The following is a 14,673-nucleotide window of genomic DNA, read 5'->3' as shown; positions in this document are numbered from 1 at the left end:
GCGGGATCCGCCATCATGGACGCTGTGTCGAGTCCCCCCACGACCCCCGCCGCCACGCCACGGCCCGCGGTGCTGGAAGCCGTCCTGGAGCGCGTGACCTACGCCAACGAGGACACCGGCTACACCGTCGCCCGCGTGGCGACCGAGAAGAGCGGCGCCGACCTGCTCACCGTGGTGGGGGCGCTGCTCGGCGCGCAGGTGGGCGAGAGCCTGCGCCTGACCGGACGGTGGCGGTCACACCCGAAGTACGGCAAGCAGTTCGAGGTCGAGTCGTACTCGACCGTCCTGCCGGCGACGGTGCAGGGCATCCGCCGCTACCTCGGCTCCGGGATGATCAAGGGCATCGGGCCGGTGATGGCCGACCGGATGGTCGGGCACTTCGGTACCGACATCCTGCGCGTCATCGAGGAGGAGCCCGGACGGCTCGTCGAGGTCCCCGGGCTCGGCCCGAAGCGCACCAAGCGGATCGGCGAGGCGTGGGAGGAGCAGAAGGCCATCAAGGAGGTCATGGTCTTCCTGCAAGGTGTCGGCGTCTCGACGTCGCTGGCCGTCCGCATCTACAAGCAGTACGGCGACGCCTCCGTCGACACCGTGCGGCGCGAGCCCTACCGGCTGGCGGCGGACGTGTGGGGAATCGGGTTCAAGACGGCCGACACGATCGCGCAGGCCGTGGGCATCCCGCACGACAGCCCCCAGCGCATCAAGGCCGGGCTCCAGTACACGCTGTCCGAGGCCGCCGACGACGGGCACTGCTTCCTGCCCGAACCCAACCTGGTGACGGCCGCGGAGAAGATCCTCGGCGTGCCGCGCGAGCTGATCGTCCCGGCGCTGGAGGAGCTGGCGCGCGACGAGGGCGTGGTCCGCGAGCCGATCCCCGGCGCCGGGGACGACGCGGCGACGATCCCGGCCGTCTACCTCGTCCCGTTCCACCGCGCCGAACGCTCCCTCGCCCGCGGGCTCCGCGAGCTGCTGGACGCCCCGACCGACCGGCTCCAGGCGTTCGCCGGCGTCGACTGGGACAAGGCGCTGCCGTGGCTGAAGGAGCGCACCGGCCAGGCCCTCGCGCCCGAGCAGGAGGAGGCCGTCAAGCTCGCGCTGACGTCCAAGGTGGCGGTGCTGACCGGCGGGCCGGGCTGCGGCAAGAGCTTCACCGTCCGCTCGGTGGTGGAGCTGGCCGCCGCGAAGAAGGCGAAGATCGTCCTGGTGGCGCCGACCGGGCGGGCGGCCAAGCGGCTGGCGGAGCTGACCGGGCACGAGGCCGCGACCGTCCACCGCCTGCTCCAGCTCCAGCCCGGCGGCGACGCCAAGTTCGACCAGGACAGTCCCTTGGACGCCGACCTCGTCGTCGTCGACGAGTGTTCGATGGTCGACCTGATCCTGGCCAACAAGCTGGTGAAGGCGATCCCGCGGGGCGCGCACCTGCTGCTGGTCGGGGACGTCGATCAGCTTCCGTCGGTCGGCGCGGGGGAGGTGCTGGCCGACCTGCTCGCCGCGCGGGCCATCCCGCGCGTCCGGCTCACGAAGATCTTCCGGCAGGCGCAGCAGTCCGGCATCGTCGTCAACGCGCACCGCGTCAACTCCGGCGAGCACCCGCAGACCCGCGGCTTCCCCGACTTCTTCCTGTTCGCCTGCGAGGAGCAGGACGAGGCCGCCGAGCTGACCGTGGACGTCGTCGCCCACCGCATCCCGCGCAGGTTCGGGCTCGATCCGCGCCGCGACGTGCAGGTCCTGGCGCCCATGCACCGGGGCGCCGCCGGGGCGGGCGGTCTCAACACGCTGCTCCAGGAGACCCTCACACCGCACGACGACGCCCGCCCGGAGCGCCGCTACGGCGGGCGCGTCTTCCGGGTCGGCGACAAGGTCACCCAGCTGCGCAACAACTACGACAAGGGCGAGGCCGGGGTCTTCAACGGGACGGTCGGCGTCGTCACGTCGGTGTCGCTGGAGGAGCAGTCGCTGACCGTCCTCACCGACGAGGACGAGAGCGTCGACTACGCCTTCGACGAACTGGACGAGCTGGCCCACGCCTACGCCATCACCATCCACCGCTCGCAGGGTAGCGAGTACCCGGCCGTCGTCATCCCGCTCACGACCGGCGCGTGGATGATGCTGCGCCGCAACCTGCTCTACACCGGGATCACCCGCGCGAAGAAGCTGGTCGTCCTCGTCGGCTCCCGCCGGGCGCTCGCCGCGGCCGTCCGCACCGCCGGTGCGGGCCGCCGCCACACCGCCCTTGCACATCGCCTGATCCCCTGACACCGACCGGCGCCGCGTCGCCGTCCCGCCCGACCGTGTCCAGCAGCGGCTGGAGGGGACCGCCGCGGTCCTGGCGGCCCTCGGCGCGCTGCCCGCGCTGGTCGGACCGCGCGCCAGGGCAGGTGGCGAGGTGGGCGGACGGGCCGCCCGGATCAGTCCTGGACGCTCAGCCGATCGAGACGCAGGCCGGTGAACGCGCCGGCGGTGACGCCGCGGACCCGCTCCGACCACACCAGGTGGTCGTGCGCCGACCACAGCGGCATCGCGGGCATGTCGCGCAGCAGCGCGCTCTCCGCGAGCCGTGCCGGGATCACACCGTCCTCGGCGGTCCCGGCCTCCTCGGCCTCGGTGACGAGGCCGCCGGCACCGTCCGGGTCGAGGCTCGGCGCGGCCTCCAGCAGCGCCGCGAGCGAGGCGACGGGAGCCGGGTAGGCGGCGGTCGCGTGGACCGCGAACGGGCCGTCCACCGCGTGCTCGTCCAGGGCCTTGCGCAGGTCGGGGACGGGGTGCGGCCGCGCGTCCAGGGACAGTTCCCCGTGAAGCTGGTCGGCGACGGCCTTCACCCACGCGTCGTCGCCCGAGCCCGCCTGGTACCAGAGCGTGAGGGGGCCGGTCAGTCCACCCGCGTCCTGCAGCGCGGCGACCGCGGCCCGCGAGTCGTGGACGCACAATCGGCACTGGCCCGCGCGGTGCCCCGGCAGGATGCCCGGCGCGACCAGCGAGTCGGCGGGGGAGTACTGGTGCCCGAGCGCACCCTCGGTCACCGCGGACCGGTCGATCGCCATGGACAGCGCCGTCCGCACGGTGGGCGAGGACAGCCGCTTCCGCCCGCTGGGGAACGCCAGGTAGGTGACGCTCCGGCCGGGGACGGCGCGGTGGCGGTCGTCGAAGTCGGCGTCCATCGACCCGTGCCGCGCGGTCGGCACCCGGGTGGCGACGTCCAGGTCGCCGCTCTCCACCGCGGCGTACTGGCGGGCCGCGTCGGGCATCGCCTCGACCACGACCTCCCGGCCGCCGCCCGGACGCTGGAGGACGATCTCGCCGCCCGTCCGCGCCTTGACCCGCAGCGGGCCGTTGCCGACCGGGCTCCGCGCGTACGACGCCCAGGCGCGCGACCCGAGGACGCCGGCGGGCATCGGGAAGAACGCCGGGTCTCCGAGCAGCGCGGGGAACCCGCTCAGCGGGCGGTCGAGCGTCACCTCGAACGTCCGGTCGTCGGTGACCTTCAGCCCGTCCACGCCGTCCGCGCGGGGATGCCCGGCGCCCTTCACGCGGGCCACGTCGGTCAGCAGTCGCGCGCCTGCCCATCCTTCGCGCAGGACGGCCGTCCAGGCGCCGGTGAAGGAGCGGGACGTGACGGGCGAGCCGTCGGAGAAGGTGCCGCCGGGCCGTAGCCGCACCGTCCAGACCCGGCGGTCCTCGCTCGTGACCGACTCGGCGGCGGCGTTGACGGGTGCGCCCGTCGCCGGGTCGTAGGACACCAGGCCCGTCCACACCGCGTTCGCGATCATCCGTCCGGTCATGTCGCGGACGTCGCCGGGCAGCAGCGTCGCGGGTGCCGGCGCGCCCACCGAGATCCGCGGGTCGGCCGGGTCGCTCCGCGCCTTGAGGGCCAGGACCGGGGCCACCAGCACCACGACGGCACCGGTGACCAGGGCGGCGGTGCGCGGGGCGCTCTTCAACGGCCTCTCCCGGGAGGGCGGGGGCGGGACGCGGGGAAGCGTACGGCACCGGCGCCGGAGGGTGGAAGAGCGACCATGGACCGACCGGCCCCGCACTCCCGACAGTCGCCACCTGCTCTTACGGTGCTGAGTCCAATTCGTGACATACCGCCCTGTTGATCATCGTTCCAACTCTGGTCACACTGACGCTGCGCAGATCGTTCGAAGTGGAGGCGCCCATGACCCCCCGCCCGTTCTCCCGCTCGCCACGCCGGACGCGTCGGCTGATCCAGGGCGGCGGAGCCGTCGCGGCCTCGCTGGCGCTCATGGCCGGTTCGGCCTGGGCGTGCCCGCCCGAGCCCGGATATCCGCAGTCCGGCGCCACGGCGGCAGCGGAGGACGAGGGCCAGGGCGGCCACGGCGGGCACTATCACCGCCCCGCCGCAAAGAGCGCCGAGCCATCCGAGTCGATCAAGAACGTGCGGCGCGTCGGCGGCGTCTCCGACGCCAAGGGCGCCATCTCGCTGATGTTCATCGACTACGGCCACGGCCGCCACAAGCGCACGATCCTCTACGCGACGGGCGAGTTCGGGCTGAAGGCCTACGACATCACCGCCGACCCGCGCGTTCCCACGCTGGTCGGGCAGCTCAACATGCCCGGCATGTGGGAGACCGAGGACACCGACTTCGACCCCAAGCGCAAGATCATCTACTTGTCCCGGGACCCGCGCGCCTTCGGTGGCACCACCGCCAAGGGCGAGTCCGGCGTCTACGTCGTGGACGCGTCCAAGCCGGAGAGCCTGCGGCAGATCACTTACGTCAAGGTTCCGGCCGGACACACCACCACGTGCGTGAACGACTGCAAGTACCTGTGGACGGGCGGCCCGTCCAAGGCGGACTGGATGCCCGCCGACTGGGGCGGGCGGCCCGTCTGGGTCACCGACGTCCGGGACCCGGCCAATCCCAAGGTGCACCAGGACCCGATCGACACCGGGCGCAACGACGGCAAGACCGACTACACCCATGACATCCAGGTCGACTCCGACGGCGTCGCCTGGGCGTCCGGACGCGGCGGCGTCCGCGGCTACTACACCACCGGCCGCCACTACGACCCGCTGAAGAGGCAGTGGCGCCGCGCCACCGCGATCGACCCCGTCCCGTATGCGGGCGGCGGGCTCGACGAGGCCACGACCAACTCCACGTTCATGCACAACAGCTACCGGGCCGTCGGACGGACCCGGAGCCAGGCCGCGGACCCGCGCAGGTGGGGCAACGGCAAACTGCTGTACGTCACCGAGGAGACGTTCAACGCCGGCTGCGCCAACGACGGGCTGCTCGTCATCGCCTCCCTCAAGGGCTCCTACGACGGCCAGGGCTGGCGCTCCACCCCGGAGAAGAAGTTCCGCCTCCAGACCGTCGCCACCTGGGGTGTCGCGGGCCAGGAGGGCAGCGACCCCACGAGCGACGACTGCTCGGCGCACTACCTCGACGTCCGGAACGGCGTGATCGTCCAGTCGTTCTACTCGCAGGGCACCCGGTTCCTGGACGTCAGCGACCCCACCAACCCCCGGCAGGTCGCCTACTACCGCCCCGCCGACGCCGCGTCCTGGCAGCCCTACTGGCACGGCAGGTACGTCTACGTGGCCGACAACACGCGCGGTATCGACGTTCTGGAGCCGACCTTCCGCTGACCTTCCCGCCGGCCCCGACCCCGGCCGGCGCACCACGCAGAGGCCCGTCCCGACCCCCATGGACGGGCCTCTGCCCGTCCCGGGCCCTACCGGAAGTGGTAGGGGCTGTCGGAGTCCCGTGCGGCGCGCTCGGCGGCGGCCACCGCGGACGCCGCGGCCCTGCGGAGCTGGTGACCCGCTTGCCGGACGACCCGTATCGGCCGCTCGGGCAGGTGCCGGGTCGCGCCGCGATGCCGCCGCCAGTGCTCGCGGGCGCGGGCGCGATGCTCCACCCGCAGGTGCTCCAGGAGCCGGTCGAGGTCCATGGAGATCTCCCCGTACAGCGGCCACAGGTCACCGGCGGCGGCACGCTCGTGCAGCTCCTGGGCGAGCCGCGCCCGGCGCTCCCGCGCGATGTCGACCTGCACCTCCAGGTCCTGCTCGGCCTTGAACGGCCGCGCGTCGCGGTCCAGGTCGGAGCGGGCGAGCCGGCCGTAGGCGGCGATGCTCGCCGCGACCCCGGCCAGCGCGTCCGCGAGCTGCGGGCGCAACTGGGGATCGGTCAGCAGCCGGCCGTGCCCGCCGAGCCGCTCGTCGTCGGCCAGCGACCGGGTCAGCCCGCGCAGCGACAGCGTGAAGTGCTCCATCGTCTCGACGGCGTTGCGCAGCGCCACGCCCGCGTCGACGAGCCGTCGGGCGCGGGTCCGCGGGTTGAGCCGGACGCTCTGCTCTGCCGCGCCGAGCGCCTGGTCGGCGCGGGCGAGATCGCGGGCGAGCCGCTCCGCCTCCTCCTGCCAGCGGGCGGCCTCGTTCTCGACCGGCTCGCCGCGCAGACCCTCGGCGATGTCCTCGATCAGCGCCCGCAGCCGCTCGGCGATGTTCTGGACGGCCTCCTCGGCGGGCCGGACGCGCACCGAGGGCACCAGCAGCGTCGCGGCCAACCCGGTCGCCGCGCCGATCAGCGTCTCCCAGAACCGCTCGGCGGCGCCGGACTCGCTGGCCGCGCCCAGCGCGAAGATCAACATGGTGCTGATCGGCACCTCGAGGACGTGCTCACCGAGCCGGAGCACGTGCCCGATGACGAGGGCGGCGAGGATCGCCAGCCCGAGGCTCCACCAGGAGAACCCCACGGTGCTCGCGAAGAGCACCGCCACCAGCACCCCCGAGGTGACCGAGGCGACCCGCAGCATGCTCGACTTGATCGTTTCGTACACCGAGTACTGCACGACGAGCAGCGCGGTCAGCGGCGCCAGCAGCGGTTGCGGGCCGCCCTCGGGCAGCACCGCCAGCGCCAGCACGAAGGACGCGACGGCGGTGACGGTCAGCCGGGCGATGCGGAAAGCGGTGGACTGCACCTCCGTCGCCACCTGGAGCGGTGAACGGTCGGTGCGGCGGCCGGGTCGAAGAAAGGCGAAAGGCATCTGTGCACGCAGGTGATTGGTTACTCGATCAGGTACCCCTGGCTCAAGGGGTTCCAGAACCTCTTTCTTCCCACATCCCGGCAAAACTCTCAGGGGCGCCTGCGGGCGCGGAAGGCGGCGACGTTCGTCCGGTTGGCGCAGGTCTCGGAGCAGAAGCGGCGGCGGCCCGAGCGGGAGGTGTCGGCGTAGACGCGATCGCAGCCCCCGGCCGCGCAGACGCCGGTCCGGCCGAGACCGTGCTCGACCACCAGTTCGGCGAGGTTCATCAGCGTGGTGGCGCGGAAGCGGTGCGGCAGCCGGGACGAGGGCGGCGCGTAGTGCATGTGCAGCCCGTGCGGCTCGTGGTCGGCCAGGTGCGGGTGCATCGGGATCTCCAACATCAACTCGTTGAGCAGGGCCATCGCCTCCTCGACGGTGGCGGCCTCGAAGAACGGGCGCAGCGTCCGCCCCCAGTGGCGGAACGCCTCGGCGTCGCGTGCCTCGAACTCCTGCCAGATGAACTCGTTGTCGCGCAGGATGCGGCGCAGCGCGTCCACGGAGGCATCACCGGACACGCTGGTCACCGCGTTGACCAGGGCCACCGCGGCGGAGACTCCGTGGCTCTTGTAGCCAGTGATCCGCATTTGTCCCGGCCTCCACTCCCGCACCCGCTCTGTAGTTGATATCTTGATTTTAACCCTTACATGGCTTCCTTGAGGATGCGCGGTGGAGGAATGCCCACGCTGTGGCTGGCCCCAGACCGAGGTGTACGAGGTCCTCTCACGACACCTGACCTCCGAGGGCGTGGTCAGTTACACCCGCTGCGCCTGCGGTGAGATGCAGGTGAGAGTCCAGCCCTACGCCCCCGGCGCCGTCCTCACCACCGGACCCAAGGCAGCACCCCCAAACCCGTCCTAGCGCCCGACCTATTCGTCCCAACCGCCTCAACCGTCACGCGAGCGCACTACCTGACCCGGTGGGGCAAAGCCGAAGGCGAGCCTCACCGGGGGAAGATCGCGAAGCGATGACGCGCTCGCCCGAGCCCCTGGGCCGGATTGCGCAATGCAGCCGGGGTGGAATCAACTCAGTGCCGCCAGCGGGTCGCGGCGGCGATCTGCTCCGGGGTCGCGTCGGCCAGCAGGGCGATCTCACCTCGGCGGACGGTCGCGACCGTGTCGGTCACCGCCTCGCCGAGCGCCTCCCGCAGGACGGCGTCCGCCTCGAACGCCGCGACCGACTCGGCGAGCGAGGACGGCAGCTCCATGATCCCTCGTGCGGCCCGTTCGTCGGGTGCCAGCGTGGCCGGGTCGACGTCCACCGGATCGGGCAGCGCGGCCTCGGCGGCGAGCCCGGCGCGCCCCGCGGCCAGCAGCGCCGCGAGCGCGAGGTAGGGGTTCGCGGCTCCGTCGAAGCACTTGATCTCCAGGTTCGCCGCGCCCGCGCGCTCCCCGTCGGCGCCGGTGACCAGCCGCAGCGCCGCCTCCCGGTTCTCCAGTCCCCAGCAAGCGAACGCCCCCGCCCAGTGGGACGGGACGAGCCGCAGGTAGCTGGCCACCGAGGGGGCGCCGACCGCCAGCAGCGCGGGCAGCCGCTCCAGGATCCCGGCGGTGAACGACTGCCCGGCCCCGGTCAGCCCGTACGGTCCGTCGCCGCCCGCCATCGCGTTCGCGGCCCCCTCGGCCTGACCCCGGGGCGTGTCCGCCTTGGCCCGCGGCGCGTCCGCGTCGTCGCGGGCGTCGCCGGTGCGCCACAGGCTCAGGTGGACGTGCGCGCCGTTGCCGACCGAGTCCGCCTCGACCTTGGGGGAGAACGAGGCGATCAGGCCGTGCTCCATGGACACCGCCCGGATCGTCTCCCGGACCAGGACGGCGGTGTCGGCGGCACCGACCGGGTCTTCGGCGGCCACGGAGATCTCGTACTGCCCGGCGGCGTACTCGGGGTGGAGTTGCTCGACGGTGACGCCCGTCGTGTCGAGGGCCCGGAGGAGGTCGCGGAGGTAGCCCGACAGCTCGCTGACCCGCGTCATCCCGTAGGCGGGGCCGTGGCAGGCGGGGGAGAAGCCGTCGCCGTGGCTTTCCGACAGCGCCCACTCGATCTCGAACGCCGCCCTCACCGTCCAGCCGTCCGCGGCGAGGCGCGCCATCTCGCGGCGCAGCAGGGCCCGGGTGTCGAGCGGGTGGACGGCGCCGTCCTGCGCGTACCGGTTGGCGGGCGCGTGCGCCCAGCCCGGCAGCGCGGCCATCGGGACGAGCCGGTCCAGGTCGGGATGCAGGCGCAGGTCGCCCGCGGGGCCGCCGATGAACCGGCCGGACACGATCGAGTCGTCCAGGAGGAAGACGTCGAACACCGGTGACATGCCGACGCCCCAGGAGGCGGCGTGCTCCAACCGTCCCACCGGGACGGTCTTGGTCCGGGTGATCCCGCTGACGTCCACCCAGGTGAGCGCGACGGCGACGACCTCCTGCCCGGCGAGTCGGCGGGCGGCCTCGGCGGCGCGGGCGCCGAGCCGGGCCCGCTCGTTGCCGTCGAGTGCCCCGTCGAAGGCGGCGGTCTGTCCGGAATCATCCACAGTGAGGCTCCTGAGAGGAGTTGGCGAGGGGGCGGGCGGCACGGGCTCTGCCCGTATAGGCATCGTAGGAAGAACCGTGGGTGCTTTTCAGGGGAGGGAGACGGGTGTCGTGCTCGAATGGCTGGAGTCGTTGGGCCTGGCGGACCATCACTGCCATGGCGTCCTCGATCGTGATCTCGACCGCGCCGAGTTCGAGGGGATGCTCACCGAAGCCGAGACTGGCGGACCGCCGGGCGTGAGTCCGTTCGACTCGCAGATCGGTTTCGCGCTGCGGCGGTGGTGCCCGCCCGTCCTGGACCTGGAGGCGCACGCCGGACCGGAGGAGTACCTCGCGCGGCGCGCCGAGTTGGGCGCGGCCGAGGTCAACCGCCGCTTCCTGACCGCCGCCGGGCTGGAGTCCCTCTGCGTGGACACCGGGTACACGCCGCAGTCGATCCTGGAGCCGCGCGACCTCGGCCGGCTCGCCGGCGCGGCGGCGCACGAGGTCGTCCGGCTGGAGACGGTCGCGGAGCAGGCCGCGCGGGACGGTGTCGCCGCGTCGGGCTTCGCAGACGAGGTGCGCGCCCGCGTCGCCGCGTACGCCCCGGCGGTCGTGGGGGCCAAGTCGGTCGCCGCCTACCGCGCGGGGCTGGAACTGGCGGGCGCGCGCCCGTCCGCCGCAGAGGTGTCGGCGGCGGCCGGGCGGTTGCTGCGCCAGGAGACCCCGCGTGTGTGCGACGAGGTCCTGCACCGCTTCCTGGTGTGGTGCGCGTCCGACGCCGGGCTGCCGGTGCAGTTCCACGTCGGGCTCGGGGACGTGGACGCCGACCTGCGGCGCGGCGACCCGCTGCTGCTCATCGGGCTGTTGCGGGCCCTGGACGACGCGGGGACGCCGGCGCTGCTGTTGCACAACTATCCGTTCCACCGGCAGGCGGGCTATCTGGCCCAGGTCCTCCCGAACGTGTACGTGGACGCGGGGCTGGCCACCCACAACCTCGGGCACCGCGCGCCGGCGCTGATCGCCGAGCTGTTGGAGCTGGCGCCGTTCGGCAAGGTGCTGTACTCCTCGGACGCGTTCGGCTTGGCCGAGCTGTACCACCTCGGCGCGCTGCTGTTCCGGCGCGGCCTCGCCGGGATGCTCGCCGGGGGTGTGCAGGACGGGGCGTGGACGGCGGCGGACGCCGAGCGCGTCGCGGCGCTCGTCGCGTCCGGCAATGCCCGCCGCGTCTACCGTCTCTAACGCCGGCACGCCCTCCGCCGCCGGGCCCCGGGTACGCTCGAAACGATCACTGGGGAGGTCGGGACATGGCCGGACGCGAACGGCTGGTCGTCATCGGGGGCGACGCGGCCGGGATGAGCGCCGCGTCGCAGGCCCGCAGGCGGCGCGGTCCGGACGAGCTGGAGATCGCCGTGTTCGAGCGCGGGCACCACGCGTCCTACTCGGCGTGCGGCATCCCCTACCTCGCGGGCGGTGTCGTCGCTGACGCGGACGCGCTGATCGCCCGCACGCCGGAGGAGTTCCGCGACCGTGACATCGACCTGCGCCTGCGCACGGAGGCGACCGAGATCGATCTGCCCGGCGGCCGGGTGCGGGTCCGCGGTCTCGACGGGGGCGGCGAGCGCTGGGAGGGCTACGACCGGCTGATGGTCGCCACCGGCGCGGTGCCGGCACGGCCCCGCCTGCCCGGCGCCGACGCGGAGGGCGTGCACGGCGTGCAGGTCCTCGACAACGGCATCCGGATCCGGCGCGTCCTCGACCGCGACGGGCCGCGCCGGGCGGTGGTGGTGGGCGGTGGCTACATCGGCCTGGAGATGGCCGAGGCGATGGTGTCGCGCGGCCTTGAGGTGTCCCTCGTGGACGTCGCGGACCAGCCGATGCGCACCCTCGACCCGGATATGGGCGCGCTGGTCGCCGACGCCCTGCGCGACATCGGTGTGCGTCTATATCTGGGTGAGCCGGTCGAGGGCTTCGACACCTCCGGTGGGCGCGTCACCGCAGTCCGCACCGCGGACCGCTCGCTGCCGGCCGATCTGGTCGTGCTCGGGCTCGGCGTGCGGCCGGGCAGCGACCTGGCCCGCGCGGCGGGGATCGAGGTGGGCGCGACGGGCGGGATCGTCACCGACCGCCGGATGCGCACCCGCGCCGACGGGGTGTGGGCCGCGGGCGACTGTGTCGAGACCCGCCACCTCGTCTCCGGGGCGCCCGTCGCCATCGCGCTCGGGACGCACGCCAACAAGCAGGGCCGCGTCGCGGGCGTCAATCTCGGCGGCGGGTACGCGACGTTCCCCGGCGTGGTCGGCACGGCCGTCGCCAAGATCTGCCAGGTCGAGGTCGCGCGCACCGGGCTGAACGAGCGCGAGGCGGCCGAGGCGGGGTTCGAGACGATCAGTGTCGTCGTCGAGTCCACCACCCGCGCCGGCTACTACCCGGGTGCGACGACGATGCACACCAAGCTGGTCGCCGAGCGCCGCTCGGGACGCCTGCTGGGCGCGCAGATCGTCGGCGAGGAGGGTGCCGCCAAGCGCGTCGACGGCCTCGCCGTCGCGCTGTGGAACGGCATGACCGTTGAGGAGATGACGGGACTCGACCTCGGCTACGCGCCGCCGTTCGCCCCCGTCTGGGATCCGGTGCTGATCGCCGCCCGCAAGGCCGCCGAGCGCGTCGAGGAGGACATGCGCGCGGCACCGTGACCGGCCCGCTGGGGCATCACCGCGCGGCCTCGGCCAGGGCTCGCCGCACGTCGGCGAGCGGGTCGCCGGTGTCCTCGATCCCGGCGGAGAACCGGACGAAACGGGCGCCACCGCCGTGCGCCCTTCTCTGCCGGGCGGACGTCCCGCTTCGACCGCTGGCGCCCCGTCTCCGATCTCCACGCGTCCCTCCCGAAAGGCCGGTCAACCCTCTTTCTCTCCTGTCGGAACGCGCCCTGTCGGACGGCCGCACTAGCCTGATGATCACCCCCCGGACGAAGGAGCCCCGCGATGGTCGACGCCCTCCCACCCGTGCTGGCGAGCCCGCCCTGGGCGGCCCGGCGGGACGATCCGGAGCCGGTCGTCGTCAAGGGGCTGAAGCCACCGCCGCCCCGCGCGGCGTGGGCGCCGGGCGAGCGCGAGGAATGGGCGTCCGCCGCCGGCGCCCCGCCCCCGTCGCCCGACTGGGAGGACGCCCTCGCCCAGCAGGGGCGCGGGAGGCTGTTCAACCGCCATGCCCAGGTGACGCTCTTCAAGCACGGACCCGCCGACCGCCTCGTCCCGCTGCTGGCGAAGTGGCGCCCGGAGATCGACTTCCAGAAGCGTCCGATGGAGCCGATCGTGGCGCGGTTCGGGGTGGACGCCGTCGCGCCCGCCGTCCACGCGGCCAAGCGCCGCCCGGTGGAGGGCGGCCCGGCGCTCCTGCCGTTTCTCGACGCGCGTGTCGCCCGACTGGTCGCCGGTTGGCTCCCCGGACGCGGCGACGAGGCGCGCGAGACCGCCCGGTCCTGGCTCGTCCGGCACGGCGTGGAGGCCGTCCCGTACCTGCTGCCCGACGCGCTGGGCGTCCGCGAGAGCCTGCGGGAGAAGGCAGGGACCGCGCTGCGCGTCCTCGCGGCCGCCTACTCCCCGGAACGCGTCATCGAGGCCGCCCCCGACCACGGGCCGGCGGTCGCGGCCATCGTCGCCGGCGTGCCCCGCCTCGACCCCGGCGACCCGTGGCTGATCCGGCTCGTCGACCCGCCCGCTCCCGTCGCCTGGACGGACGCGCCCACCCTTCCCCCGGTGACGCTCGGCGGTACCGCCCTTGCCCCGGAGACGGCCGCCCACCTCGTGACGATGCTGGCCTTGTCGACTCCGGACCGGCCGTTCCCGGGGCTCGCGGAGGTACGCGCGGCCTGCGAGCCCGGCTCCCTCGCCGCCTTCGCGTGGGCGCTGTTCGAGCGCTGGGAGGCCGCGGGCGCGCCGCCGGACGGCGTCTGGGCGCTGACGGGGCTCGGTGTTCTCGGCGACGACACGACCGTCCGCCGCCTCACCCCCATCATCCGGGCCTGGCCGGGCCAGACCCTGCATCATCGGGCCGTGCGGGGCTTGGACGTCCTCGCCGCGATCGGCACCGACACGGCGCTCGCCCACCTTGACGGCATCGCGCGGAAGGTGAAGTTCAAGGCCCTCCAGGCGGAGGCCGGCAGCAAGATCAGACAGGTCGCCGCGCGCCTGGGGCTGACGGACGAGCAACTCGCCGACCGGCTCGTCCCCCGCTTCGGGTTGGACGGCGCGGGGACGTTGATCCTCGACTATGGGCCGCGCCGCTTCACCGTCGGCTTCGACGAGCAGCTCAGGCCCTACGTCACCGACGAGGCCGGACGGCTCCGCAAGTCGCTGCCCAAGCCCGGTGCGAAGGACGACCCGGCGCTCGCGCCCGCCGCCCATCAGCGCTTCGCCGACCTCAAGAAGGACGTCCGCGCCGTCGCGGCCATCCAGGTCCGCCGCCTGGAGGCGGCGATGCTCACCGGGCGTCGCTGGGAGGCCGGGGAGTTTCGTGAACACCTGGTCGGCCATCCGCTCCTGTGGCACCTCGTCCGCAGGCTCGTCTGGACGTCCGGCGGTGTGGCGTTCCGCGTCGCCGAGGACGGCACCTTCGCCGACGTGCACGACGACGCCGTCACCCTCGCCGGCCCCGCCGCCGAGGTCGCCCTGGTCCACCCGCTCCACCTCGGCGGCGATCTCGCCGCCTGGGCGGAGGTGTTCGCCGACTACGAGATCCTCCAGCCGTTCCCGCAGCTCGGGCGGACCGTCCGCGCGCTGACCACCGAGGAGTCGGCGGCCTGGCGGCTGCCCCGCTTCGAGGGGATCACCGTGCCCACGGGCGCCCTGCTGGCGCTGGAGAAGCGTGGCTGGGAGCGCGGTGCCCCGGAGGACAACGGCACCCAGAACTGGATCGAGTACGGGACGGGTTCCGCTCGCGTCGTCCTCAGCCTGCACCTGGGCATCCAGATCGGCGATCCCTTCGGCCGCGACCACGACACCGTCACGGCGGTCTGGATCACCGACCGCCCGTCCCGCTTCCTGCCGGCGGACGGGTCGGGCCGCACCTTCGCAGAACTCGAACCCGTGACCGCCTCGGAAATCATCACCGACCTGGAGAACCTCACGCAAAGTACGTGAAC

General features: G+C 73.5%; 9 protein-coding genes. 5 read left to right on the top strand and 4 right to left on the bottom strand.

Annotated features, from left to right (window positions below; genetic code table 11):
• Positions 1-24: 24 nt before the first annotated feature.
• Positions 25-2,256 carry an SF1B family DNA helicase RecD2 gene (gene recD2 / locus AMA02S_RS13555; protein WP_245667514.1) on the top strand — a complete coding sequence of 744 codons (2,232 nt, stop codon included), beginning with the start codon at positions 25-27 and terminating at the stop codon, positions 2,254-2,256.
• 152 nt (positions 2,257-2,408) lie between these two features.
• Here the strand turns inward: recD2 and AMA02S_RS13550 are convergent, their stop codons facing one another.
• On the bottom strand, positions 2,409-3,938 hold the full coding sequence (locus AMA02S_RS13550; RefSeq protein ID WP_084265114.1) for a peptide ABC transporter substrate-binding protein: 1,530 nt from the start codon (positions 3,936-3,938) through the stop codon (positions 2,409-2,411).
• A 218-nt stretch (positions 3,939-4,156) separates the two neighbouring features.
• Between AMA02S_RS13550 and AMA02S_RS13545 the strand changes: the two genes are divergently transcribed.
• Entirely contained in the window at positions 4,157-5,608 is a 1,452-nt protein-coding gene (locus tag AMA02S_RS13545) for an LVIVD repeat-containing protein (protein ID WP_067457350.1), read from the top strand.
• 86 nt (positions 5,609-5,694) lie between these two features.
• Here AMA02S_RS13545 and AMA02S_RS44670 read toward each other — a convergent pair whose 3' ends face one another.
• The 3 genes from AMA02S_RS44670 to AMA02S_RS13530 form a co-directional block, all read right to left on the bottom strand.
• Positions 5,695-6,942 carry an FUSC family protein gene (locus AMA02S_RS44670; protein WP_281181876.1) on the bottom strand — a complete coding sequence of 416 codons (1,248 nt, stop codon included), beginning with the start codon at positions 6,940-6,942 and terminating at the stop codon, positions 5,695-5,697.
• 155 nt (positions 6,943-7,097) lie between these two features.
• Positions 7,098-7,631, bottom strand: a complete 534-nt coding sequence (locus tag AMA02S_RS44095) for a CGNR zinc finger domain-containing protein (protein ID WP_067457344.1) — start codon at positions 7,629-7,631, stop codon at positions 7,098-7,100.
• 440 nt (positions 7,632-8,071) lie between these two features.
• Positions 8,072-9,556 (bottom strand): type I glutamate--ammonia ligase, encoded by a 1,485-nt coding sequence (locus AMA02S_RS13530; RefSeq protein WP_067457341.1) that lies wholly within the window; start codon positions 9,554-9,556, stop codon positions 8,072-8,074.
• A 76-nt stretch (positions 9,557-9,632) separates the two neighbouring features.
• On the opposite strand from AMA02S_RS13530, the gene AMA02S_RS13525 reads away from it, so the two are divergent.
• The 3 genes from AMA02S_RS13525 to AMA02S_RS13515 all read left to right on the top strand — a co-directional run bounded on the left by AMA02S_RS13525 (position 9,633) and on the right by AMA02S_RS13515 (position 14,671).
• Complete coding sequence (locus AMA02S_RS13525) at positions 9,633-10,775, top strand: amidohydrolase family protein (protein ID WP_245667512.1); 1,143 nt, start codon at positions 9,633-9,635, stop codon at positions 10,773-10,775.
• A 65-nt stretch (positions 10,776-10,840) separates the two neighbouring features.
• The gene (locus tag AMA02S_RS13520; protein WP_067457335.1) at positions 10,841-12,226 is read left to right on the top strand and encodes an FAD-dependent oxidoreductase; all 1,386 of its coding nucleotides are present in this window, start codon (positions 10,841-10,843) and stop codon (positions 12,224-12,226) included.
• 288 nt (positions 12,227-12,514) lie between these two features.
• A complete protein-coding gene (locus tag AMA02S_RS13515) occupies positions 12,515-14,671 on the top strand; it encodes a DUF4132 domain-containing protein (RefSeq protein ID WP_067457332.1) in 2,157 nt (718 codons plus the stop codon).
• The last annotated feature ends 2 nt before the right edge of the window (positions 14,672-14,673 follow it).

Source organism: Actinomadura macra NBRC 14102 (genome assembly GCF_001552215.1).
Taxonomy (GTDB): domain Bacteria; phylum Actinomycetota; class Actinomycetes; order Streptosporangiales; family Streptosporangiaceae; genus Spirillospora; species Spirillospora macra.
Note: the sequence above shows the minus strand (reverse complement) of the source record. Positions and strands in the feature narration are given on the sequence as shown.

What these genes read in the sequence shown, in the direction of transcription:
- AMA02S_RS13515 (WP_067457332.1), top strand. Translation starts at nt 12,515, where the DNA reads ATGGTCGACGCCCTCCCACCCGTGCTGGCGAGCCCGCCCTGGGCGGCC.
- AMA02S_RS13520 (WP_067457335.1), top strand. Translation starts at nt 10,841, where the DNA reads ATGGCCGGACGCGAACGGCTGGTCGTCATCGGGGGCGACGCGGCCGGG.
- AMA02S_RS13545 (WP_067457350.1), top strand. Translation starts at nt 4,157, where the DNA reads ATGACCCCCCGCCCGTTCTCCCGCTCGCCACGCCGGACGCGTCGGCTG.
- AMA02S_RS44095 (WP_067457344.1), bottom strand. Translation starts at nt 7,631, where the DNA reads ATGCGGATCACTGGCTACAAGAGCCACGGAGTCTCCGCCGCGGTGGCC.